General features: G+C 31.6%; 23 protein-coding genes and 1 tRNA gene. 12 read left to right on the top strand and 12 right to left on the bottom strand.

Features of this window, described 5'->3' with window-relative positions:
• Positions 1–128: 128 nt before the first annotated feature.
• Genes BFJ87_RS01770 through BFJ87_RS01750 form a run of 5 tightly spaced genes read right to left on the bottom strand, consistent with a single transcriptional unit; the run spans position 129 to position 5,725 of the window.
• The gene (locus BFJ87_RS01770) at positions 129–1,613 is read right to left on the bottom strand and encodes a cellulose synthase family protein (RefSeq protein WP_077399282.1); all 1,485 of its coding nucleotides are present in this window, start codon (positions 1,611–1,613) and stop codon (positions 129–131) included.
• A 1-nt stretch (position 1,614) separates the two neighbouring features.
• Positions 1,615–2,304 carry a glycosyltransferase family 2 protein gene (locus BFJ87_RS01765; protein WP_077399029.1) on the bottom strand — a complete coding sequence of 230 codons (690 nt, stop codon included), beginning with the start codon at positions 2,302–2,304 and terminating at the stop codon, positions 1,615–1,617.
• Positions 2,304–2,789 (bottom strand): toxin-antitoxin system YwqK family antitoxin, encoded by a 486-nt coding sequence (locus BFJ87_RS01760; protein WP_338064776.1) that lies wholly within the window; start codon positions 2,787–2,789, stop codon positions 2,304–2,306. The genes BFJ87_RS01765 and BFJ87_RS01760 overlap by 1 nt, the downstream gene beginning before the upstream one ends.
• The gene (locus BFJ87_RS01755) at positions 2,790–4,370 is read right to left on the bottom strand and encodes a 4Fe-4S binding protein (RefSeq protein ID WP_077399027.1); all 1,581 of its coding nucleotides are present in this window, start codon (positions 4,368–4,370) and stop codon (positions 2,790–2,792) included.
• Between the two features lie 11 nt (positions 4,371–4,381).
• Positions 4,382–5,725 (bottom strand): NAD(P)/FAD-dependent oxidoreductase, encoded by a 1,344-nt coding sequence (locus BFJ87_RS01750; RefSeq protein ID WP_077399025.1) that lies wholly within the window; start codon positions 5,723–5,725, stop codon positions 4,382–4,384.
• Between the two features lie 217 nt (positions 5,726–5,942).
• On the opposite strand from BFJ87_RS01750, the gene BFJ87_RS01745 reads away from it, so the two are divergent.
• The 6 genes from BFJ87_RS01745 to BFJ87_RS01720 are packed head-to-tail and all read left to right on the top strand — an operon-like array spanning position 5,943 to position 11,659.
• Positions 5,943–6,662 (top strand): DUF547 domain-containing protein, encoded by a 720-nt coding sequence (locus BFJ87_RS01745; protein WP_077399023.1) that lies wholly within the window; start codon positions 5,943–5,945, stop codon positions 6,660–6,662.
• A 39-nt stretch (positions 6,663–6,701) separates the two neighbouring features.
• Positions 6,702–7,580 (top strand): hypothetical protein, encoded by an 879-nt coding sequence (locus BFJ87_RS01740; protein ID WP_077399021.1) that lies wholly within the window; start codon positions 6,702–6,704, stop codon positions 7,578–7,580.
• A 45-nt stretch (positions 7,581–7,625) separates the two neighbouring features.
• On the top strand, positions 7,626–8,627 hold the full coding sequence (locus tag BFJ87_RS01735) for a glycoside hydrolase family 113 (protein ID WP_077399018.1): 1,002 nt from the start codon (positions 7,626–7,628) through the stop codon (positions 8,625–8,627).
• On the top strand, positions 8,614–9,348 hold the full coding sequence (locus BFJ87_RS01730; RefSeq protein ID WP_077399016.1) for a hypothetical protein: 735 nt from the start codon (positions 8,614–8,616) through the stop codon (positions 9,346–9,348). Before BFJ87_RS01735 ends, BFJ87_RS01730 begins: the two co-directional genes overlap by 14 nt.
• A 3-nt stretch (positions 9,349–9,351) precedes the next feature.
• Positions 9,352–10,614 carry a POTRA domain-containing protein gene (locus tag BFJ87_RS01725; protein WP_077399014.1) on the top strand — a complete coding sequence of 421 codons (1,263 nt, stop codon included), beginning with the start codon at positions 9,352–9,354 and terminating at the stop codon, positions 10,612–10,614.
• A 25-nt stretch (positions 10,615–10,639) separates the two neighbouring features.
• Complete coding sequence (locus BFJ87_RS01720) at positions 10,640–11,659, top strand: N-acetylmuramoyl-L-alanine amidase family protein (protein ID WP_077399012.1); 1,020 nt, start codon at positions 10,640–10,642, stop codon at positions 11,657–11,659.
• On the opposite strand, the gene BFJ87_RS01715 is transcribed toward BFJ87_RS01720, so the two are convergent.
• The 7 genes from BFJ87_RS01715 to BFJ87_RS01685 form a co-directional block, all read right to left on the bottom strand.
• Positions 11,656–12,354, bottom strand: a complete 699-nt coding sequence (locus BFJ87_RS01715) for a TIGR04283 family arsenosugar biosynthesis glycosyltransferase (RefSeq protein WP_077399010.1) — start codon at positions 12,352–12,354, stop codon at positions 11,656–11,658. The two genes, BFJ87_RS01720 and BFJ87_RS01715, sit on opposite strands and share 4 nt — an antisense overlap.
• A complete protein-coding gene (locus tag BFJ87_RS01710; protein ID WP_077399008.1) occupies positions 12,341–13,087 on the bottom strand; it encodes a DUF547 domain-containing protein in 747 nt (248 codons plus the stop codon). Before BFJ87_RS01710 ends, BFJ87_RS01715 begins: the two co-directional genes overlap by 14 nt.
• A 45-nt stretch (positions 13,088–13,132) precedes the next feature.
• Complete coding sequence (locus tag BFJ87_RS01705; protein ID WP_077399006.1) at positions 13,133–13,948, bottom strand: purine-nucleoside phosphorylase; 816 nt, start codon at positions 13,946–13,948, stop codon at positions 13,133–13,135.
• Entirely contained in the window at positions 13,941–14,594 is a 654-nt protein-coding gene (locus BFJ87_RS01700; RefSeq protein ID WP_171974452.1) for a TIGR04282 family arsenosugar biosynthesis glycosyltransferase, read from the bottom strand. The genes BFJ87_RS01705 and BFJ87_RS01700 overlap by 8 nt, the downstream gene beginning before the upstream one ends.
• The gene (locus BFJ87_RS01695; protein WP_338064775.1) at positions 14,575–15,072 is read right to left on the bottom strand and encodes a rhodanese-like domain-containing protein; all 498 of its coding nucleotides are present in this window, start codon (positions 15,070–15,072) and stop codon (positions 14,575–14,577) included. Before BFJ87_RS01695 ends, BFJ87_RS01700 begins: the two co-directional genes overlap by 20 nt.
• Positions 15,073–15,157: 85 nt before the next feature.
• Complete coding sequence (locus BFJ87_RS01690; protein WP_139344194.1) at positions 15,158–15,265, bottom strand: GIY-YIG nuclease family protein; 108 nt, start codon at positions 15,263–15,265, stop codon at positions 15,158–15,160.
• Positions 15,266–15,314: 49 nt separating this feature from the next.
• Positions 15,315–15,387 (bottom strand) — tRNA-Phe (locus tag BFJ87_RS01685).
• A gap of 100 nt (positions 15,388–15,487) precedes the next feature.
• Between BFJ87_RS01685 and BFJ87_RS01680 the strand changes: the two genes are divergently transcribed.
• The 6 genes from BFJ87_RS01680 to BFJ87_RS01655 are packed head-to-tail and all read left to right on the top strand — an operon-like array spanning position 15,488 to position 21,018.
• Positions 15,488–16,216: a type III pantothenate kinase gene (locus BFJ87_RS01680; RefSeq protein ID WP_077399004.1), complete on the top strand. Its 729-nt coding sequence runs from the start codon at positions 15,488–15,490 to the stop codon at positions 16,214–16,216.
• On the top strand, positions 16,217–17,494 hold the full coding sequence (bamG, locus tag BFJ87_RS01675) for a BamG family beta-barrel-assembly machinery protein (protein ID WP_077399002.1): 1,278 nt from the start codon (positions 16,217–16,219) through the stop codon (positions 17,492–17,494).
• A 38-nt stretch (positions 17,495–17,532) separates the two neighbouring features.
• The gene (locus tag BFJ87_RS01670) at positions 17,533–18,921 is read left to right on the top strand and encodes a hypothetical protein (RefSeq protein ID WP_077399000.1); all 1,389 of its coding nucleotides are present in this window, start codon (positions 17,533–17,535) and stop codon (positions 18,919–18,921) included.
• Between the two features lies 1 nt (position 18,922).
• Complete coding sequence (lptC, locus tag BFJ87_RS01665; RefSeq protein WP_245799569.1) at positions 18,923–19,528, top strand: LPS export ABC transporter periplasmic protein LptC; 606 nt, start codon at positions 18,923–18,925, stop codon at positions 19,526–19,528.
• The gene (locus tag BFJ87_RS01660) at positions 19,525–19,725 is read left to right on the top strand and encodes a hypothetical protein (protein WP_077398998.1); all 201 of its coding nucleotides are present in this window, start codon (positions 19,525–19,527) and stop codon (positions 19,723–19,725) included. The genes lptC and BFJ87_RS01660 overlap by 4 nt, the downstream gene beginning before the upstream one ends.
• A gap of 3 nt (positions 19,726–19,728) precedes the next feature.
• Positions 19,729–21,018 carry a hemolysin family protein gene (locus BFJ87_RS01655; protein ID WP_077398996.1) on the top strand — a complete coding sequence of 430 codons (1,290 nt, stop codon included), beginning with the start codon at positions 19,729–19,731 and terminating at the stop codon, positions 21,016–21,018.
• Positions 21,019–21,092 lie beyond the last annotated feature (74 nt).

The raw sequence follows: 21,092 nt of genomic DNA, 5'->3' as shown, positions 1-21,092 counted from the left end.
CAATTCACTTTTTTTACAATAGTGTTTAAGAAATGAAGTGTGTAAATGTAACAGTCATTAAAAATACACTAATTTAATAAAGGTAGAGTGTAAAAACTTAATAGTAAATATAACGTTTAAGGCTTAATTTAAGCCTTTGCTGTAAGTGAGTTAAAGAAAACGTAGCCAAACCCTAAAAACAACATAAAATGGAATGGAAACAGACCAAAATCGTTTAGAGGAATTGCAGAGTACATACCAAACAAGAAATATAACATTAGTCCAAATTCTAAAATCATATTTGGAGATAATTTTTTAGTAAGGTATTTATTTCCTTTCCAACTATCAGAAATATTATTGATATTAAATTTAGGAGTACGTACAAACTCACTTCTTTTACCTCTGTGACCTTCTAATACAGCTAATGTGTTGTGTAAAGAAAAACCAAGGGCTACAGAAAAGAATGTAAAAAAGAGTCTTATATAGTCTATAAACTTACTAAAACTACTGCCTTGTATGCTTTTAAAAGTAAACCAGTAGCATACAAATAATATTACCGTACTTAAAATAAAAAAGCTAGTTACCTCAAAAACCCATCCTAAAGATTCGTTCCTGTTTTTAATATAAAGCATTGGTATACTTAGTAGTGCAACTAAAAATACGCATAAAAACATTGAACTGTTTAGGAGGTGCATAACACCGTGAAACTTAGTTTTAAAGGAGATATTTTTAGCGGTAACAACACTAACTACAGATTTTCTAAAGTTTTCTGCACCACCTTTGTTCCATCTAAATTGTTGAGAACGAGCAGCAGAAATAACAACAGGTAATTCTGCAGGTGTTTCTACGTCTTCTAAATATTTAAACTTCCAGTTTTTTAATTGTGCACGGTAGCTTAAATCTAAATCTTCTGTTAACGTGTCGCCTTCCCAGTTACCAGCATCAATAATGCAAGTTTTTCGCCAGATACCAGCAGTACCGTTAAAGTTTATAAAGTGTCCTTTTGCATTACGGCCTACTTGTTCTAAAGTAAAGTGAGCATCTAAAGCAAAAGCTTGTATTCTTGTTAAAACAGAATAATCCCTGTTAATATGTCCCCATCTGGTTTGTACAACACCTATTTCTTCATCTTTAAAGTAAATAACAGTTTTCTTTAACCAGTCTGAATCCGGTAAAAAATCGGCATCAAAAATGGCAATAAAATCACCTTTTGCAGATGTTAGTCCTTCTTTTAAAGCACCAGCTTTGTATCCTTGTCTGTTGGTTCTTCTAATATGTTGTATATCTAAACCAGTTTCTTGTAAAGCTTTTATTTGTCTTTCGGTTTCTATTACAGAGTCGTCTGTAGAGTCATCTAAAACCTGAATTTCCAGTTTGTTACTAGGGTATTCTATTTTTGCAATGTTCTCTAATAACCTTTCAACAACGTATTCTTCATTATATATTGGAAGTTGTATAGTTACATAAGGAACTTCTTTAGCGTCTAAAAGGTTGTATTTAGGAGCTTCTTTATTTCTTCTTCTGTAACCTAAATAATTAACAAGTAAATTAAGTTGAGCTAAACTGTAAAAAAATATTAACAATAAAGCTAAACTGTATATACCAATAATTATGTATGTAATTGCAATTTCCATATTACTTAAAACTATATTTAAATATCCATCCAAGGATCTTTACACCGGCAAATATAGTACCTTTTACTGTGCCTGAGACCTTTGATACGCCAATTCTTTTTTTATAACGTACAGGAACCTCTAAATATTTTAACTTTTTCTTTAGAATTTTAAGTTGCATTTCAACAGTCCAACCATAAGTTTTGTCTTGCATATCTAGGTTTAACAGTGTTTTGTACTTAATTGCTCTAAACGGCCCTAAATCTGTAAACTTTGCATTAAAAAAAATTTTCATTAATACCGTTGCAAGCCTGTTTCCAAACACTTGTTGGGGAGTCATACTACCTTTTTCTCTTCCTTTTTTTGTTCTGGCGCCTACTACAAAGTCTACTTTGTTGTCTATTATTGGTGCAACAATTTTTACTAATTCCTCTGGATAATCAGAGTAATCTCCGTCTAGAAATACGATAATATCTGGTTTGTTGGATTTTTTAGCAATGTAATCCATACCTTTTAAACAGGCATAACCGTACCCTTTTCTGTTTTCTGTTAGCACAGTAGCGCCTGCTTTTTCTGCATTACTAACAGTGTTGTCTGTAGAATTGTTGTTTACAACTATAATTTCGGAAACAATTGCGGGTATATCTTTTATAACCTTAGCTATAGAGTTGGCTTCATTATAAGCCGGAATAATTACATTAATTTTTGCCATTACCTTAAGTCGGATAAATTGTTTTCCTTTTTAAAGCCTGCAAAACTAAACCATTCTTTAATTTTTTTACCATTTTTATATTTTTCGGCAGAAGAAAGCTTTTCGTTCTTGTATTTTAGGCAATAGCCATTTTTAACATCATTAGATAATTGGCATTTATGGTTTATTTTTCCGTCACTTGTATAAAATAACCACCAACCAGTTTTGCTATTATTTTTATAATGTCCTTCTTTTTCTATTTTACCATTAAGGTTGTAAAAGTACCAATAGTTTTCTTTTTTATTGTTGGTGTAATGTCCTTGTTTGGCAAGAGTTTTATTCTCATTGTAAAATTTCCAAAAACCATTTTTAGAACCATTGCTTAGCCAGCCTTCTGCCTTTAGAGCTCCAGATGCGTAATATTGCTTGCTATACTCTTTATAATCTAAGCTGTTTATGCTTAGCACTATGGTAAAAGAAACAAGAAGTAATCGTAAAAGCATCATTTATTTTTTATTTACTAGTTCCATTAAATCTACATCGTTACCCAATAAAACTTCAGTAGGGTTAATACGTCCTTCTTCTGGTCCGTTTTCTAATTTTAAAACGCCACGTGGACAAACAGCAGAGCATACACCGCAACCAACACAACTAGAGCGTACAATGTTTTCGCCTTTTTGGGCATAGGCACGTACATCTATACCTTGTTCACAGTAAGTAGAACAGTTACCGCAAGAAATACATTGACCGCCATTTGTAGTAATTCTAAACCTAGACTTAAAACGTTGCACAAAACCTAAGTAAGCGGCTAACGGGCAACCAAATCTACACCACACTCTATTACCAAAAATTGGATAAAAACCAGTGCCAATAACACCAGCAAAAATAGCACCTATTAAAAGGCTGTATATATTTTGTACGGTTTGTGTTTTTATACCTAGAACCGTACTAGATTCGGCAAAAAAGCTATAAAGAGTCATAAGCGTCATACCTACAGCAAAAACTAACACTGCGTGTATTAACCAGCGTTCTACTTTCCAAGAGAATAAAGATTTGCTAGAGTGTTGTCTGTAAGGGTCTCCAAGTGTTTCTGCTAAACCACCACAGCCACATACCCAAGAGCAATACCATCTTTTACCAAAGAAATAGACCATTATTGGTACAATTACAAGGGTTAGTGCTATACCCCAAACAAGTATAAAAATACCAATACCACCGTTAGCAATAAGATCTTTTAAATTCCATTGAAAAAAGAAATCATAATCTAAAGGAAATGCATTTTTAAAATCGTAATAAGGCATTTGCAAGCGCACCATAATTTCTGGTATTAAGAATGCAAATACTATTTGAAAAAATAATACAGATGTTGTACGGAATATTTGGTACATATTATGTCTGTATTTTATGTACATACGTACAGCCATAACCGTCATAACCACACAATACATAAAACCATATACAAACCAATGTCCCGCAGGATTTCCGCTAAGGGCTTCACTAATAGGGTCTACTAAAAATGTCCAGTTTACCGCGTATTCAGAATAAAAATAAAGTATAATATAAAAGCTTACCAGAAAAAAGAAAACTAACCAAGCAATTATACCTCGGTTGGTGGCACTTTGTAAATAAATACCATCATTTTTTATACCTTTTTTGCCTAGTAAAACTACATTAGGTAGTATAAACATTAGAGCTCCAATAATACCTAAGCCAAAGGTTAAAAACCACATTGTACCTTTGTTTTCTGGTATAAAACCATAACTAGAAGCTTTACGAATTGCTGCCGCCATATTGTCACCACTAGCATATGTTTTTTTGCCCCATTCTTTATTTTTTATGTGTGTGGCATTTGCTTTGTCTATAGCATCATCAAGCACGGGAGCTAAAAAAGTTGAGCTAGAAAAATCTTTACCAACTAATTTAGATTCAAGATCTTTAATTAATAGTTCGCTTTTAACACCTTGACTACTAATTGTTTCGTTAAAAGTTTTTTGGTCTAATTTAAAATTTCCTAAAAAAGGAGTAGCTGCAAAAATGCCCAATCCTACTAAAAATATAACAAGGCCTAAATATTTAATTGTTTTCATTTTTTTATTAATTAAGCTATGTTGAATATTCTTTTTAAACTTTTCTTTTTAGCTGATAAATTTGTGCTAAATTCAGCATTGTATCTTGCTATAATTTCGGTTTCATATTGTTTATAAAACTCGGGATCAAAATTGGCATCTTTTAAATGCTGAAGCACATACTCTAAACCTTTTTTATTGGAAAGCCATTTGTTAAAAACCTCGTGGCGCATACGTATGCCAAAGGTGTTAATACCTAAAAATTCTTTAGTGTCTTTATGGTAAGCAATTGTTATGCAAATATTTTCTGTGGCGTGTCTCCAATGAAAATGTGCTTCGTATTCTTGTTTGTTTCTTTCACTAAACACCCAACCGTAGGTTTGGTACTCTATGTCTAAAAATTTAGCAGAGTTAAACCAGTGTCCTGGTTTATATTCTATTCTATTGCCACAAATGGTTTGCGCTAGGGTTTCACCCATCATTCTGCCGGTATACCAAACAGCCTCTATAGGTCTTCTGTTGCCTATACCTTGGTGTTGTTCTGCACAGTCTCCAATAGCATAAATATCTTTAATATTTGTTTCTAAAAACCTGTTTACTTTAACACCACGACCTAACTCTATACCAGAATCCTTTAAAAAATCTACGTTGGGAGATACACCTGCCGTTAAACCAACAACGGTACAAGCTATGGTTTCACCTTTATCTGTAGTAATAGCTTTAGCTCGTCCATTTTCATCTGCAATAATTTCTACTAAATTGGTGTTTAGGCGTAAATCTATATGGTGGTCTAAAATATGTTCATTTATAAGTTCAGATTCTCCTTTTGGCAAAACACCGTTCCAAAAACTTGTTTCTCTTACCAAAAAAGTAACAGGTATTTTACGGCTACGTAACATTTCTGCCATTTCTATACCAATTAAGCCGCCGCCAACTATTACTGCTCTTTTACAAGTTTTGTTGTCCGGAGCATTTTGTTGTAATTGTTCTAAATCTTGTTTAGAGTATAAGCCTTGTACGCCTTTTAAATCTTGACCTGGCCAACCAAATTTATTGGGTTTAGAGCCTGTTGCAATAATAAGTTTATCATAAGAAATAGATGAGTTTTCTAAATCTACCTTTTTGTTAGCGTGGTCTACATTGTTAACATAACCGTTTACAAGCTCTATTCTGTTTTTTTTCCAAAACCAGTTTTCATAAGGTTGTGTATGCTCAAACTTCATATGTCCCATATAAACGTACATAAGCGCAGTTCTAGAAAAGAAATATTCAGATTCGGCAGAAATAATTGTGATCTTTTTATCTGATAACTTTCTAATGTGTCTTGCTGCCGTTACGCCTGCAATACCATTACCAATAATAACAATGTGCTCCATAGTTTTAAAAATATTAAAGTTTCTGTCGGGTTAAAAGTTTTAACCTTAACGCAGAATGGATTATTTATATGGTTTCTAAATAAGAATAAACTTGATTTTTTTTTGTTATCAAAATGTGATATTTAACAAGTTACTTTGCTTAAAATAAATTTAAGATGCTGTTTGTATGTTTTAATAAAATACAACGACACACTTATTAAATAATACCAAATGTAATATGAAAAATACTATTAAAATATCAATTTTACTTATTCTATTTAGTGTAACAACTGGTTTTTCTCAGGATGCTAATACCTTTTTTACTAAAGCTAATGCTTTTTTTAATACCAATGTTAAAAATGGTAAAGTAGCATACAAGAGTATTAAAGAATCTCCTAAAGATTTAAATGATTTAGTGGCGCAAATGAAAACTATAAAAGTGTATAAGAGCGATGTTGCTACATACCAGGCATTTTGGATTAACGCATACAATATTAGTGTTATTAAAAATGTAGTAGAAAATTATCCTTTAAAATCTCCTTTAGATAAGGCTGGTTTTTTTGATAAAATAAAGCATAATGTAGCAGGTAAAGAGCTTACGTTAAATGATATGGAACATAAAATGTTGCGTGCCGTTTTTCCTAAAGAAGCCCGTTTTCATTTTGTTTTGGTGTGTGCAGGTTTAGGCTGTCCTCCAATAATTAATATGGCTTATATGCCTAATAGCTTAGAAAATCAGTTGCAAAAACAAACAGAAATAGCCATTAATAATCCAAGCTTTATTATGGTTAATAAAAACAAGGTAAAGCTTTCTCAAATTTTTGAGTGGTATAAAGGAGATTTTACACAAGACGGAAAATCTTTAATAGATTTTGTAAATATTTACAGAAAAGAAAAAATAGATGCTAAAGTAAAAGTTTCTTTTTACCCATATGATTGGACGTTAAATAAGCAATAAAAAAATTAAGATAAAAAAATAATAATTAACTATTATAATATGAAAAAATTACAATCATTAGCTCTAGCATTAGGTTTGTTAACAGCCTTTGCAGGTTACGCACAAGAAGAGGAAACGGATACACAAAAAAGTAACATACAACAGTATACGCCATCTAAATTAATAGGTAAGGGTAAGTTAGATATTAAGTGGTTTAACAATATTTACACAGAAACTAAAAGCACATTTGCAGATGGTAAGCAGCCAAGACAAACATTTTTTACCTCTACGTTAGAAGCTTATACAGGTGTTGGTGAAAACAATAGATGGAATGTGGGTGTAATTTTAAAAATACGCTCTAACTCCATAGGAGGAACAAAAACGTTAGATGCTTTAAAATTTAAGAATGAAGACGGAGTAGCTAGAGCTGGTTTAACATCTTTTGCGCCGTCTGTAAAGTTTGTGCCTTTTGAGTCTGTTGGGAATTTTTCTATACAAAGTTCTTTGTATATACCTTTAGTAGATAATGAAACTGAAAATGGTGTTTTTTTAGATCAAAATGGATTTATATGGCAAAACAGATTTTTTTATGATTATACTTTTCCAGGAGACAAATGGCAAATATTCTCTGAGTTAAATACAGAGCTTAATTTTGGCGAAGAAGAAAAAAGTTTTGCAAATAACAGTTTAAATTTAACTCCAGGTATTTTTCTAAGTTATTTTCCTACAAGTAAATTTACAGTTTTGGCATTGGCACAACACTCACAACGTATAGATTTAGGTAATAATTTTAGCCAGAATTATACAGCATTAGGTGGTGGCACAAAATACCAGCTAACAAACGCACTAAACTTAGAGTTGTTGTATACAAATTTTGTTGGAGGAGATAATACAGGTTTGGGAGAAACATTTAACTTAGGGTTAAGAGCAATTTTTTAGGTCTAAACTTAAATAGCTTATTTTAGTTACCTTAAAACATAGTTTGTGAAAAAAATTGGTATACTATTATTATGCTTTTTGCAGTTTTCTTGCAATAGCCAAGTTTCTAAAAAAATTAATGGGGTAAGCTTTGTGTCTTCTAGGGACAAGGTTACACAAAAAAATATAACGCCTATTTTGGCTATAAACGCAAACGCAGCATCTGTTATGCCATTTGGTTTTATAAGAGATGTTAATGATCCACAATTAATTTTTAATTCGGATAGGCAGTGGTTTGGAGAGCGTAAAGATGGTATAAAGCATTATGTAGATATTTTGCATGCTAACAAAATGAGTATACTATTAAAACCGCAAATATGGATTAGAGATGGCAAGTTTACTGGTACTTTAGAAATGGATTCAGAAGCGCACTGGCAGATGTTAGAGAAGTCTTATTCAGATTTTATTTTAACCTACGCCGCTTTAGCAGAAGAGGTAAATGTAGATATTTTTTGTATTGGTACCGAACTTGAAAAATTTGTGCTGCAAAGACCAGATTTTTGGAGCAAGCTTATTGTAGAGGTAAAAAAAGTATATAAAGGTAAATTAACTTATGCAGCCAATTGGGATGAGTACACAAGAGTGCCTTTTTGGGAAAAATTAGATTATGTAGGTGTAGATGCATATTTTCCGTTATCTAAAGATAAACACCCTACTGTAGCACAATTAAAAACGGGTTGGCAGCCACATAAAAAGGCACTAAACCAAATGTCTGTAAATTTAAGTAAACCAATTTTGTTTACCGAATATGGTTACAGAAGTATGGATTACACAGGAGAAAAACCTTGGCTGGTAGACCGTAATAAAACAAATGTAAACCTAGAGGCGCAATCTAACGCTACAAAAGCAATTCTAGAAATGTTTTGGGACGAAGATTGGTTTGCTGGGGGCTATGTATGGAAATGGTTTATAGATCATGAAAACGTTGGAGGTAAAGATGATAATAGGTTTACGCCGCAAAATAAGCCAGCAGAATTGGTTTTAAAACAATATTATGGACTTAAATAAATTAAATTATTGTTTTCTTTTTTTAATTTTAATAATCTACGGTTGTTCTGAAGATAAATTAAGCAGTATATCTTCATTACAGGCAGTTTTAGATAATGAAATTGTAGTAAAAGATAATGTTATTGCTTGTGCTGCTAGTGCAGATAAACAAGGAGAAGTAAATGTATTTTTTTATCCTAGAGAGGGCGCAACTAATTTTAGATATTTTGAAACCCAAACCATTAATGTAGATAAAAATAATTTTGAAGATTATACAGAAAAAACACCAGAGATATTAGATGTTTTTAATGGAAAAATAAAGCGCTTTGTTATTAACAGTACTCAGGAAAAGTGGGTGATTGTGAGTTTTGTTGAAGATGGAAAAATACATATTTGTAATCCAATTTATTTAAAACATATAACTAAACCTACAGAAAAAATAAATACATTAGCTATTGATGACGTAATGCCTACAATGCCAATTTTTTCTTGGCAAGATGGTTTATATGCAGATTCTGCTATTTATTTTCAGGTAGTAACAGATAGTGAAAACAATTTTTTATCAGGCACTTATACTTATGATAAAATGTTTCAGTACTACAAACTAAACAATGTAGTGCTAAATATAACAACCAAGCAACCACCAACTTTAAATAAATCACTAACCTATGGTTTTACGTTAATGGCAGTTAGCCAAGATAATTGGGTAAATATGCTTACAGAAACCAACTTTTCTCCCTAAATTATGAAAAAGCTAATTTACTTGTTTTGTTTTGTTTTATGTAACACTTTGTTTTCTCAGGAATTAAAAATAACGGATGTTAGTTTTACTGGTACAAAAAAAACTAAAGTATCATTTTTAAAAAAAGTAGTACCAATTGTTGCTGGTTCTGTTACAGATTCTACAACCATATTAGAAACTGTAAACCAATTAAAAAGGCTTCCGTCTATAGCAAATGCTACTTTTAAGTTAAGCAAAAACAATGTAGATAATAGCTATAATTTGGTGTTTATGGTAGAAGAAAATTTTACTATAATTCCGTTTGCCAATTTGTACACATCTTCTAATGACGAATTTGCTTTTAGGGTTGGTATACAAGAGTTTAATTTTACTGGGAGAAATATTACCATTGGTGGTTTTTATCAAAAAGATATATTTAACTCTTATGGCTTATTATTTAGAGCGCCCTATTTATTTAGTGCAAAGGCGGGTTTGGCATTAAGTTATAATAACCTTAAAACACAAGAACCTATTTTTTTTGATGATACAACGGCAGATTATAAGTACCATAATGAAGCTATAGAAGTTTTAGGGTTGTATCAATTTAACCAGCGACATAGTGTAGATTTAGGAATTAATTTTTTCACAGAAAAATACAATTACATACGTGGTGCAACTAACCCAAATGTGCCACAGGCATTAGATGTTAACAAATTCTCGTACAAGGCTATATATAAATACAGCAATATAAAATACCATTACCAATATTTAGACGGGTTTAAAAGTACTTTAAACTCACAATACGTAAATAGTTCTACAAAAGAATTAGATAATTTTTTTGTAGCGTTTAATGACTTTGTGTATTACAAAAGAATAGGCGAGCGTGGTAACTGGGCTAATAGGTTGCGAGTTGGTTTGGCTACAAATAATGATACGCCTTTTGCGCCATTTTCTGTAGATAATAATGTTAATTTAAGAGGTGTAGGTAATATTATAGATAGAGGCACTGGCTCTATAGTTTTAAATACCGAGTACAGGTACACTTTAGTTGATAAAAATTGGTTTGTATTGCAAGGAAATACATTTGTAGATGCTGGTACATGGCGTAATCCTGGAGGAGAATTAAATGACTTTGTAGATTCTGATAATTTAAGAGTGTATCCGGGTTTGGGTGTGCGTTTTATTCATAAAAAGATTTTTAATGCCATTTTTAGGATAGATTATGGGTATGGAGTAACAAAAAATGCATCAAAAGGGTTGGTTTTTGGAATTGGGCAGTATTTTTGATAATATTTGCTTAAAAGACCATTAAATGATATTGAAAAAAACACTTGTTTTAGTTGTAATGCTAGTATTAAGTAGTGTTGAGCTATATTCTCAAGATAAAGAAAAAACAGTTGTGGCTCAAAAAGGAGAAGGTATTTATACTTTACTTCGTAAGTTTAATATGAGTCCGTCTAAATATTATTCAGATTTTATTGCCCTAAATAAAGATAATTTAAGAAACGGTAAATATTTGTATGAAGGTAAAACATACATAATACCAGACAGGTTAATAAAAGTAGATGGAAAAGAAGAGTTGCCAGCTATTGTAAACGGATATCCAATTTTTGGAAAAAAACACGCTACAGTACAACGTAAAAGCAATAAACTTAAGGGTGCTGTTTATTATTTAATTTCTGGTCACGGTGGTCCAGACCCAGGAGCTGTTACCAAATACGGTAAAAAGTTAATATCTGAAGATGAGTATGCGTATGATATAACATTGCGCTTGGGAAGAGAGTTAATATCTCACGGGGCTTTAGTTTATATTATAATTAGAGATGAAAATGATGGTATTAGAGATGGCAAATTGCTACCTGTAGATTATGATGAGGTTTGTTATCCAAACAAAACTATACCGTTAAACCAAGTAGCTCGCTTAAAACAACGTGTAGATGCTGTAAACGACTTGTATATGCAAAATAAAGGCAAATACCAAAGGCTAATAGTTACGCATATAGATAGTAGAAGTGTTGGTCAAAATATAGATGTTTTCTTTTACCATCATGAAAAAAGTAGTAACGGCAAAAGATTGGCAGAGAGTATACATAAAACGTTTGATTCTAAATACAGAGAATACCAGCCTAACAGAGATTATACAGGAACTTTTTTAGATAGAAGTGGCTTGTATTTGGTAAAGAACACTATACCTGCAATGGCATATATAGAGATAGGGAATATTAAAAATAAAAAGGATCAAAAAAGGATACTTGTAGCAGAAAACAGGCAGGCACTTGCAAAATGGATTAGTGAGGGTGTGTTGCTAGATTATTCCAGAAATAAAAACTAGTTAGCTATATTTTTTTTATAATAATTGTATAAATCTTCTGGGCTTTTGCCTAATAATTTTTTTAAATGAATTACCCCAAAATGGTATTGTAACTTTACGGTACCTTTTTGTTGGTATTTACGTGCAGATGTAGTTACCTTATCTTGTATAACACTAAAATTTGTTGCTTTGTAAAGCCGCTCTATAAACTCGCCATCTTCATAAATTATGTACTCTTCATTAAAACCATTTAGTTTAACAAATAAATTTTTGGTAATAAATAAAGATTGGTCTCCACCCCTGCAAACTTTATGATTTATACGTGTAAACCAAGCAAAAAATTTTAGAAAAAAACTGTCACTATCAAACTGCATTCTAAAGCTACCAGCAGCTTTTTGGTTTGTTATGGTTTTTAATATTTTACAGTCAAAATTATAAGGAGGTATGGTGTCTGCGTGCAGAAAATAGAGAATTTCTCCTTTGGCAACTTTTGCGCCAGCATTCATTTGTTTGGCACGTCCTTTTTCTGAAGAAATTACAGTACTATTTAAATTGGTTGCAATAGCAATTGTATTGTCTGTGCTGCCACCATCTACTACTATTATTTCATCAATTTGTTTAAGGGTGCTACGTGTGTTAATTTCATTAATTAGTTTGGCTATAGAGGCCTCTTCATTAAAAACAGGTATTATAATGCTTAGCTTATTTTGCTTCATTTAAGCTCCAGTTATAATCAATATATTTAACCTTAGCATTGTCATTTACCTGTATTGCAGAGTATTTGTTTATAAAGCCAATTAGAGTTGTGTTCTCTGTAAAATCACCCTTAAACCATTTAAAAATTTCAGACAACTCTACTTTGTTAGCGCTAATAATATTACGCTTTTTATCAGCAATAAAATCTAAAGCAGCATTTTCTAACTGTGCTTCTATAGTATCTGCTAAAAATGCTTTGTTAACTAATTTAGGGCAAGAGTATGATGCGCAATTTATAGCAAAATGTATGCGAGGTTCATTCATTTTACGTAACACTTTGTGTTCTACATATCCTAAAGAATACATTTTGTCTCCAATGGCAACAACATCTTTATCCCAAGGAGACCTAATGTCTTTAATGCTTTTAACAGGGTAGTTGTCTACTATTAGTTTAACAGTGCCTGCATTGTAAAGGTTTATATAATAAGCAAGCTTATCGTTTTTAGACCAATTTTTGGCAGGAGAATTATCTTGCAATAGTTTAAGATAGGCCTCTAATTCTGCTTTGTTTTTTACAAAAGCTTTGTAGTTAACATCACCATTAGAGTTTACATTTTTTTGTAATAAAGCATTCCACTTTTGGTGACTAGGTACCTCGCTAAAATTTTCTTCTATAATTTTAGGTGTAGATCCAAAATAAAAGAGCCCTATTATTGATAAAAATGCAGCTGCCGCAGATATTTTATAAACCATTTTCAAAATGTATTTTTATAGTTTGTCCTTTTCAAGCTTTAAAACTTACAATGTTTTAAGTAATTCTCTAAAAAGCTTAATCATTTGTGGTTCTGTTTCTCCAGCAATTTTAATTATTTCTTTAATATTTGCAGGCTCAAGGTTGTCTGGGTCGCATTCATCTGTTAAGACAGAAACAGCCACTATAGGTAATTTTAGGTGGTTTGCTACAATTACTTCGGGTACGGTACTCATACCTACGGCATCAGCGCCAATAATTTTTAGCATTCTGTATTCTGCTTTAGTTTCTAGTTGTGGACCAAGTACAGCTGCGTAAACACCGGTGTGCATAGTTATATTTTCTTTTTTCGCAATGTTTTTTATAGTATTCCTCATTTCAGTGTCATACGGGTTTCCCATATCTACAAAACGCTCGCCAAACTGAGAAACACCTTTAAAAGCAAGGGGAGAACCTCCTAAAAGGTTTATGTGGTCTTCTAAAAGCATAATGTCTCCTTTTTTAAAGTCTAAGTTAATAGCTCCGGCAGCATTAGATATAAACAATTTTTTTATACCAAGCTTGTGCATTACGCGTATTGGGTAGGTAACATCTTGCAGGTCATACCCCTCATACATATGAAAACGCCCTTGCATAACAACAACTGTTTTACCTTCTAGTGTGCCGTAAATTAATTTTCCTGAGTGAAATTCTACAGTTGCTAAAGGAAAAAAAGGAATATGGTTGTAATGTGCTTCAATAGGATTTTCTATTTCATTTGCTAAATTTCCTAATCCGGTACCTAAAACTATTCCAATTTCGGGAGCATTAAAGCCTTTATTTTGTAAATATGCTACAGAATCTTCAATTTCTTGTTTAATCATTTTTTATATTTTTTAAAAAAGGTTTAAAAGCATCAATGTCTTTTATATCTTCATAATAATCAACATCGTTTTTTGCTTCAAGTAACTTTATTTTTTCGTCTTTTAAGTTGTTTAGTGTGTCTTTAAGCACAGTATTGGTTCCCCAATCTTTATTCTCAAAAACCGCATGATTAAGTTTTTTCATTCCTAATAAATAATAACCGCCATCAGTTGCTGGGCCTACAACAAAATCATTATTAAGTAAATGGTTAAAAGCATCTTGTATGTCTGCTGTATTTAAATCATATAAATCACTACCAATTATAATAATGTTTTTATAACCATCTGCAAATCCTTGTTTAAAAGCATTCATCATACGAGTACCTAAATTACTTCCATCTTGTAACTTTTTTTGATAGATGGTACTGTCCCAGATATCATTTTCTCTAATAGCTACAGAGTAATGTACTTGTTTGTCTGCGTTTAGTTTAGTAGTAATGGAAACTGTGTGGTTTAATAGAAACTTGTAAATATCTAATGCAATTTTGTCTCCAGTTTTAGCTGCCAAACGTGTTTTGCATTTTCCTAATTCTGGGTTACGGGTAAAAATTAACAGTAAGTTTTTATTCAATTTTTTCAAAATATAATTAATAAATTTTCTCGGCATTGGTCACTAATTTAGACCAATACTTACTGTGTGTATGTATTTTGTTTGTTTCTAAACTGTCTTTAGAGTAAACGGGATTATTCTTGTTTTTCCATTCAAAAATGCCTCCATAAAGGTTTTTTATGTTAGTATAGCCAGCAGCGGCTAGTTTTTCTCCAACATCTTCAGACCGTATGCCAATAGAGCAATAAACTATTATCTCTGTGTCCTTATTTTTTATTTTTGATGTTACTTTGTTAATATCAAAAAAATCATATCCAACACAAATGGCATTTTTAATATGACTAACGTTATATTCCTTTTCTTCTCTGGTGTCTAGCAAAATTGCATTTTGTTTAGTTAAAAGAGAATCTACAGAAATGTAAGTAACACTTTGTTTATTGTGTTTTTTTAAGAGTTTTTTTATTGTTGGTTGTGCAGAACTATAAATTGGTGCCAACAGAAAGAGGTATAATAGTAATATTAGTTTTTTAATCACAAGTATGCTTATTTTAGGTAAAGATAAGATTTTGTGTTTTGTAATAAAACTGATAAAATTAAAATAATGTTGAGTTTTGGTAAACTTAAATTATTGATATGATTTTTAACCTATTTTTAAGATTAGAAGTTTCTCCAATATAGAATCTATCAATAGATTTACTGTATAGAAAATAGATAAAGTGCTGTTGCATAGGGTAAAGAAAAGAAAAAACCCGAACATTTCTGATCGGGTTTTTAAAGTGGTGCCTCCAGGAATCGAACCAGGGACACATGGATTTTCAGTCCATTGCTCTACCAACTGAGCTAAGGCACCATGCCGTTAAGCGGGTGCAAATATAATTTCTATTTTCGTATATCCAAACAAAAATTGAAAAAAAGATTAAACTTTTTTTAAGTTTTATAATATTTGTAAAATGAATTTAATTGTAGATGCAGGTAATACCTCAGTAAAACTGGCGGTTTATAAAGGAAAACAACTAATTTTTTCTGATGTTGTTGTGCTTAAAAATTTTTTAGATTTAGTAAAAGAAACTTTTTTAGAGTATCCAAACATTAAAGATGCTATTGTTTCATCAGTTGGCCATTTAGGAGAAGATGAAATAACTAAGCTTGCGGTATATTGTAATGTGCATACTTTAAGTGTATCAACAAAAATACCTTTTAAAAACTTATACAGTACACCAAATACCTTGGGTGTAGATCGTATAGCACTTGCAACAGCTGCTTTTTACAATAATACAGGTAATAACACTTTAGTGATAGATGCTGGTACTTGTGTAACTTATGATTTTATAAATGAAAATGGCGCTTATTTAGGAGGTGCTATATCTCCAGGTGTAGCAATGAGGTTTAAAGCTATGCATAACCAAACGGCTAAATTGCCGTTATTAGATAAAAATGGTGAAATTGAGTTAATTGGGAATTCTACAACATCTTGCATAAAAAGTGGCGTAATTAATGGAATTTGTTTAGAAATAGATGGGGTTATTAAAGAATATAAGGTTAGATTTGCAGATTTAACAGTTATTTTAACAGGCGGCGACGCTCATTTTTTGTCAAAACGATTAAAAAATACCATATTTGCGCATTCCAATTTTCTCCTAGACGGACTTAATTATTTGCTGGAATACAACAAAGACTAAATGATAAGAAAAATAATTATTGCAATAGTATGCTGTATGGCAGGTACTATTTACGCTCAAAACGGCACAGTTTCTCCATACTCTTATTTTGGAATTGGAGATTTAAGATCTATAGGTTCAGTAGAAAATCAAATGATGGGTGGTATTAGTATGTATGCAGATAGTATACATATAAACCTAAATAACCCAGCGGCTTATGCTAGGTTAAGACAAACTACGTACACTGCTTCTTTATCTAGAAAAGATATCAACTTTAAAGGGCAAAATTTATCAGATAACTCATCTGTAACTAATTTAGATTATTTAGCAATTGGTTTTCCAATTATTGATGACAGGTTGGGAATTGGTTTTGGTATAAAGCCATTTACTTCCTCTGGTTATGAAATAGAGGAGAGCCTTACCAGCGCAGACAACGGAGAAATTACAAATGTTTTTTCTGGAGATGGAGGTGTAAATTCGGTTTTCTTCTCAGCAGGTGTTAAAGTATTAGAAGATTTTACCGTTGGTGTTACTGCTAATTATTATTTTGGTGTTGTGGACAGTAGAAGAGTACAGGATGTAGAAGATGTACAATATGGTACTTTTGATTTTAGAAACTCTAGGGTAAACGGTGCAAATTTTAAAATATCTGCTAATTATACTCCAATGCTTACAGATAAAATAAGAATGAATACTTATTTTGGTGTAGAAACACAAAACAATTTATCATCAGAAAATACTAAAACTATTGGGTCTTTTTCGTCTAGTACAGGGCAAGAAATAGAAACTATAGAAGTAGACTTAGATAATGCAGGTTTAGCTAACAGAGGTGTTACAATACCAACAACAACTACAGTTGGCTTAGGTTTTGGACAAGACAGAAAATGGTTTTTAGGAGCGGAGTATAGCGCACAAAAATTAGAAGATTACAGAGCCCCGTTTTTTGTGGTTAACAATTTAGCGTACAAGGATGCTTCAAAAATTGCTTTTGGCGGGTTTTATATACCAGATTATACTTCTTTTACAAATTACTTTAATAGAATAACATATAGAGCAGGAGCAAGGTTTGAGAACACTGGCATGGTTGTAAATAACGAAGACATTAAAGACTTTGGCATAACTTTTGGATTAGGACTACCATTGAATGCAGTTAACGATCCTTTTTCTAATATAAACATTGGTTTTGAAATTGGAAAAAGAGGAACAACAAATGCAGACCTTATTCAGGAAAACTATTTTAAAGTTAACCTAGGAATATCTCTAAACTCTAAGTGGTTTAGAAAAAGAACAATAAATTAAAAAGAGTTTATAACCATTAATAATAAAAACCAATTAAGATGAAAAAGAAACTTTACTTTATAGCGATTGCTTTTATAAGCGTTATGGGTGTAAGCTATGCTCAGGAAACGGCTGCTGCTACAGTTGATAAGTCGGAATGCCCAAATAACTTTCAATTATATGCACAGGATGCAAAAGTTAAAAACTATGATGCTGCATACGGGCCTTGGAAAAAGGTTTATGATGCATGTCCAGATTGGCACGTAGCTAATTACCAATACGGAGAGCGTATTTTAAAGCATAAAATTAAAAATGCTTCCGGAGCAGAAAAAACAGAATTTATAAATATGTTATTAGGGTTGTATGATAATTACATTAAATATTATCCTACAAAAACATCTAAGGCAGAAGTTATTATAGATAAGCAGTTGTTAAAGTATGATAACAAATTGTCTACAGATGAAGAAGATTACGCTGCATTAAGTAAGGCTTTTACAGAAGATAGAGCTCACTTTAAAAGTGTAAAAGCATTATACTTATATTTTTCTAGCCTTGTAGATTTACATAAAGCTGGTAAAGAAGAATTGCAGACTGTTTTTGATGTATATGACGATGTAACAGAAAAAATTGAAGAAGATAACAAAGCTTTAACTGCTAAAATTAGTAAATTGTTAGCTAAGGAAGATGCTGGTACAATTACTAAAAAAGAAGCTAATAACTTAAGAGTTTACAGTGCAAACTCTGGTAACTATGGTAAAGTATCTGGTAGTATAGATTCTAAATTAGGAGATTTAGCTAACTGTGAAAACCTAATACCATTATACGAGAAAAATTTTGAGGCTAAACAAAATGATCTTAAGTGGGTAAAAAGAGCAGTTGGAAGAATGTACTCTAAAGATTGTTTAGATTCTCCAATGTTTAAAAAATTATTTGAAAAGCAATTGGCAATGGAGCCATCTGCAAGTGCTTACTTATATTCTGCTTCTTTAAAATTAAAAGCTGGTGATAGTAAAGGTGCATTAAGTGATTTTACGCAAGCTAGTGAGTTAGAGACAGATCCTTATAAAAAAGCAGATATCTTATATAAAATAGCAGCAAGGTATAGTAGAATTAGTAAGTCTACATCATACAGATACGCAGGTAAGTCTTTAGAGGCAAACCCATCTAACGGAAAAGCTTACTTATTAATGGCTAGCTTAGTATCTAGTAGTGCTAACGATTGTGGTTCTACTAAATTTGAAAAATTAGCTGTAAACTGGAAAGCTGCAGAATTGGCAAGAAAAGCAGGTAGGGTAGATCCTTCATTAGGTTCTGCTGCAAGTTCTGCTGCAAGTAGATACTTACAAAGAGCGCCTACTAAAACAGAAATTTTTTCTAACAACATGCAAGGCAAAACAGTTAGCTTTAAATGTTGGGTTGGTGGTAGTGTAAAGGTGCCTAACCTATAAGATGATTACAGTAAATACATATAAATTTTTTAAGAGCATTGCCATAATTTGTTTTATGGCAATGCTTTTTTCGTGTAAAGATAATTACAAACGTGTAGGGGTAGAGGCAACTAAGTTGGTGTATCCGCAAGGTGTTGCAAATGATTTGGTTTTTACCTATACAGAAACAAAAGAACCCGTTAAGGATAAGCAAGAAATAACTACTAAAGTTTTAGCTATTTTAACAGCACCTGTTAGGGAAGATTTTAATAACTTAACATTTCCTAAAGAAGTATTTCCTGAGGGATTACAGGTAGAATTTTTTGATGACAAAAATCAAAAAAGCATTATAACGGCAGATTATGGCATTAGTTATTCTTCTACAAAATTAATAAGTTTACAAGGTAATGTGGTTATAAATACACATGATGGTAAACAGTTTAAAACACCACAGCTGTTTTATGATCAGGTTAATAAATGGATTTTTACCCAAGAAAAATTTGAATTTATAAACCCAGAAGACGAATCTGTTATGTATGGTGAAGGTTTTGATTCTGATAAAGACTTAAAGCAAGTAAATGCGCATAAAACAACAGGCTTAAAAACAATAAAAGACGAAGAAATATGATGAAAATTTTAAGGTATACAGAGGTTTTATATTTGGTAGTAGCTATACTAGCAAGTTTTAAAATGTATACACTTTGGCGTGCTAATGAAGACTTTTACTTATTTGCTTTTTTTGCGGTTATTTCTATTGGTATGTATTTTTTTAGAAGACATTACCGTAAAAAGTTTGAGAAGAGAAAACAAGATAATAATTCGTAACTCTTGGTAACATCAATCATCATTATTGTTGTGTCATTATTGCTTTCTGCATTTTTTTCAGGAATGGAGATTGCTTTTATATCTGCCAATAGAATACACTTAGAGATAGAAAAAAAACAAGAAGGTATTTTGCCAACTGTTTTGTCTAAACTAACAGCAAAACCATCTAAGTTTATTGCAACTATGCTAATAGGTAACAACATAGCATTGGTTGTGTATGGTATGTATATGGGAGATTTACTCATGAACTGGTTTGTAAGACTATTACCAACAAATAACAGTTTTTTAGATTTACTACTCACAGACTTTGGTCTGCTTTCGCAAACCATTATATCTACATTAGTAATTTTAATTACAGCAGAGTTTTTACCAAAGGTATTTTTTCAAATTTATGCCAATTCATTTTTAAAAGTATTGGCAATACCTGCATATTTTTTCTACGGATTATTCTCTTGGATTTCCAATTTTGTAATTAGTGTGTCAGATTTTATCTTAAAAACATTTTTTAAAACGGATGGCGATCATAGTCAGCTTGCATTTAGTAAGGTAGAGCTAGGAGATTACATTACAGAACAACTAGAGACCGTTAATACTGAAGATGAGGTAGATTCTGAAATTCAAATTTTTCAGAATGCATTAGAGTTTGCTGCTGTAAAAGCAAGAGAGGTTATGGTGCCACGTACAGAAATTGTAGCCGTAGAACTGCATGATACACCTAAAAACTTAACTAAATTATTTACAGAAACTGGTTTTTCAAAAATAATGGTGTATAAAGAAACCATAGATAATATAATAGGCTATGTGCACTCTTTTGAGCTTTTTAAAAAACCAAAAACCATTAAAAGTATTTTACTACCAATAGAATTTGTGCCCGAGACTATGTTGGTTAGTGATATTTTGGACTCACTTACCAAAAAAAGGAAAAGTGTAGCTGTTGTGTTAGATGAATATGGTGGTACAGCAGGTATAATGACGGTAGAAGACATTGTAGAAGAATTATTTGGGGAAATTGAAGATGAACACGATACTACAGATTTGGTAGAAGAGCAGTTGGCAGAAGACACCTATAAATTTTCTGCAAGGTTAGATGTAGACTATATAAACGAAAATTATAAGCTAGAACTTCCCGAGAGTGATGAGTATGAAACTCTAGGAGGTTTAATAGTAAACGAAACAGGAGAAATACCCGAAAAAGATTCGGAAATTAAAATTGAAAACTTCAATTTTAAAATAATAGAAGTGTCAAATACTAAGATAGATTTGGTAACCCTACATATACTTGAAAAAGAGTAGGTTTTTAGTGTTAAAAATTTGATAAAAATTAAATTTTAAAACCCAAAAAGAAATGGTATTTTTGCCCACTGATT

It is taken from the genome of Cellulophaga omnivescoria, from assembly GCF_001999725.1.
Lineage (GTDB): Bacteria > Bacteroidota > Bacteroidia > Flavobacteriales > Flavobacteriaceae > Cellulophaga > Cellulophaga omnivescoria.
Note: the sequence above shows the minus strand (reverse complement) of the source record. Positions and strands in the feature narration are given on the sequence as shown.

Coding starts and splice junctions, on each gene's coding strand:
- BFJ87_RS01770 (WP_077399282.1), bottom strand. CDS start 1,613: ATGGAAATTGCAATTACATACATAATTATTGGTATATACAGTTTAGCT.
- BFJ87_RS01765 (WP_077399029.1), bottom strand. CDS start 2,304: ATGGCAAAAATTAATGTAATTATTCCGGCTTATAATGAAGCCAACTCT.
- BFJ87_RS01760 (WP_338064776.1), bottom strand. CDS start 2,789: ATGATGCTTTTACGATTACTTCTTGTTTCTTTTACCATAGTGCTAAGC.
- BFJ87_RS01755 (WP_077399027.1), bottom strand. CDS start 4,370: ATGAAAACAATTAAATATTTAGGCCTTGTTATATTTTTAGTAGGATTG.
- BFJ87_RS01750 (WP_077399025.1), bottom strand. CDS start 5,725: ATGGAGCACATTGTTATTATTGGTAATGGTATTGCAGGCGTAACGGCA.
- BFJ87_RS01745 (WP_077399023.1), top strand. CDS start 5,943: ATGAAAAATACTATTAAAATATCAATTTTACTTATTCTATTTAGTGTA.
- BFJ87_RS01740 (WP_077399021.1), top strand. CDS start 6,702: ATGAAAAAATTACAATCATTAGCTCTAGCATTAGGTTTGTTAACAGCC.
- BFJ87_RS01730 (WP_077399016.1), top strand. CDS start 8,614: ATGGACTTAAATAAATTAAATTATTGTTTTCTTTTTTTAATTTTAATA.
- BFJ87_RS01725 (WP_077399014.1), top strand. CDS start 9,352: ATGAAAAAGCTAATTTACTTGTTTTGTTTTGTTTTATGTAACACTTTG.
- BFJ87_RS01720 (WP_077399012.1), top strand. CDS start 10,640: ATGATATTGAAAAAAACACTTGTTTTAGTTGTAATGCTAGTATTAAGT.
- BFJ87_RS01715 (WP_077399010.1), bottom strand. CDS start 12,354: ATGAAGCAAAATAAGCTAAGCATTATAATACCTGTTTTTAATGAAGAG.
- BFJ87_RS01710 (WP_077399008.1), bottom strand. CDS start 13,087: ATGGTTTATAAAATATCTGCGGCAGCTGCATTTTTATCAATAATAGGG.
- BFJ87_RS01705 (WP_077399006.1), bottom strand. CDS start 13,948: ATGATTAAACAAGAAATTGAAGATTCTGTAGCATATTTACAAAATAAA.
- BFJ87_RS01700 (WP_171974452.1), bottom strand. CDS start 14,594: ATGCCGAGAAAATTTATTAATTATATTTTGAAAAAATTGAATAAAAAC.
- BFJ87_RS01690 (WP_139344194.1), bottom strand. CDS start 15,265: ATGCAACAGCACTTTATCTATTTTCTATACAGTAAATCTATTGATAGA.
- BFJ87_RS01680 (WP_077399004.1), top strand. CDS start 15,488: ATGAATTTAATTGTAGATGCAGGTAATACCTCAGTAAAACTGGCGGTT.
- bamG (WP_077399002.1), top strand. CDS start 16,217: ATGATAAGAAAAATAATTATTGCAATAGTATGCTGTATGGCAGGTACT.
- BFJ87_RS01670 (WP_077399000.1), top strand. CDS start 17,533: ATGAAAAAGAAACTTTACTTTATAGCGATTGCTTTTATAAGCGTTATG.
- lptC (WP_245799569.1), top strand. CDS start 18,923: ATGATTACAGTAAATACATATAAATTTTTTAAGAGCATTGCCATAATT.
- BFJ87_RS01660 (WP_077398998.1), top strand. CDS start 19,525: ATGATGAAAATTTTAAGGTATACAGAGGTTTTATATTTGGTAGTAGCT.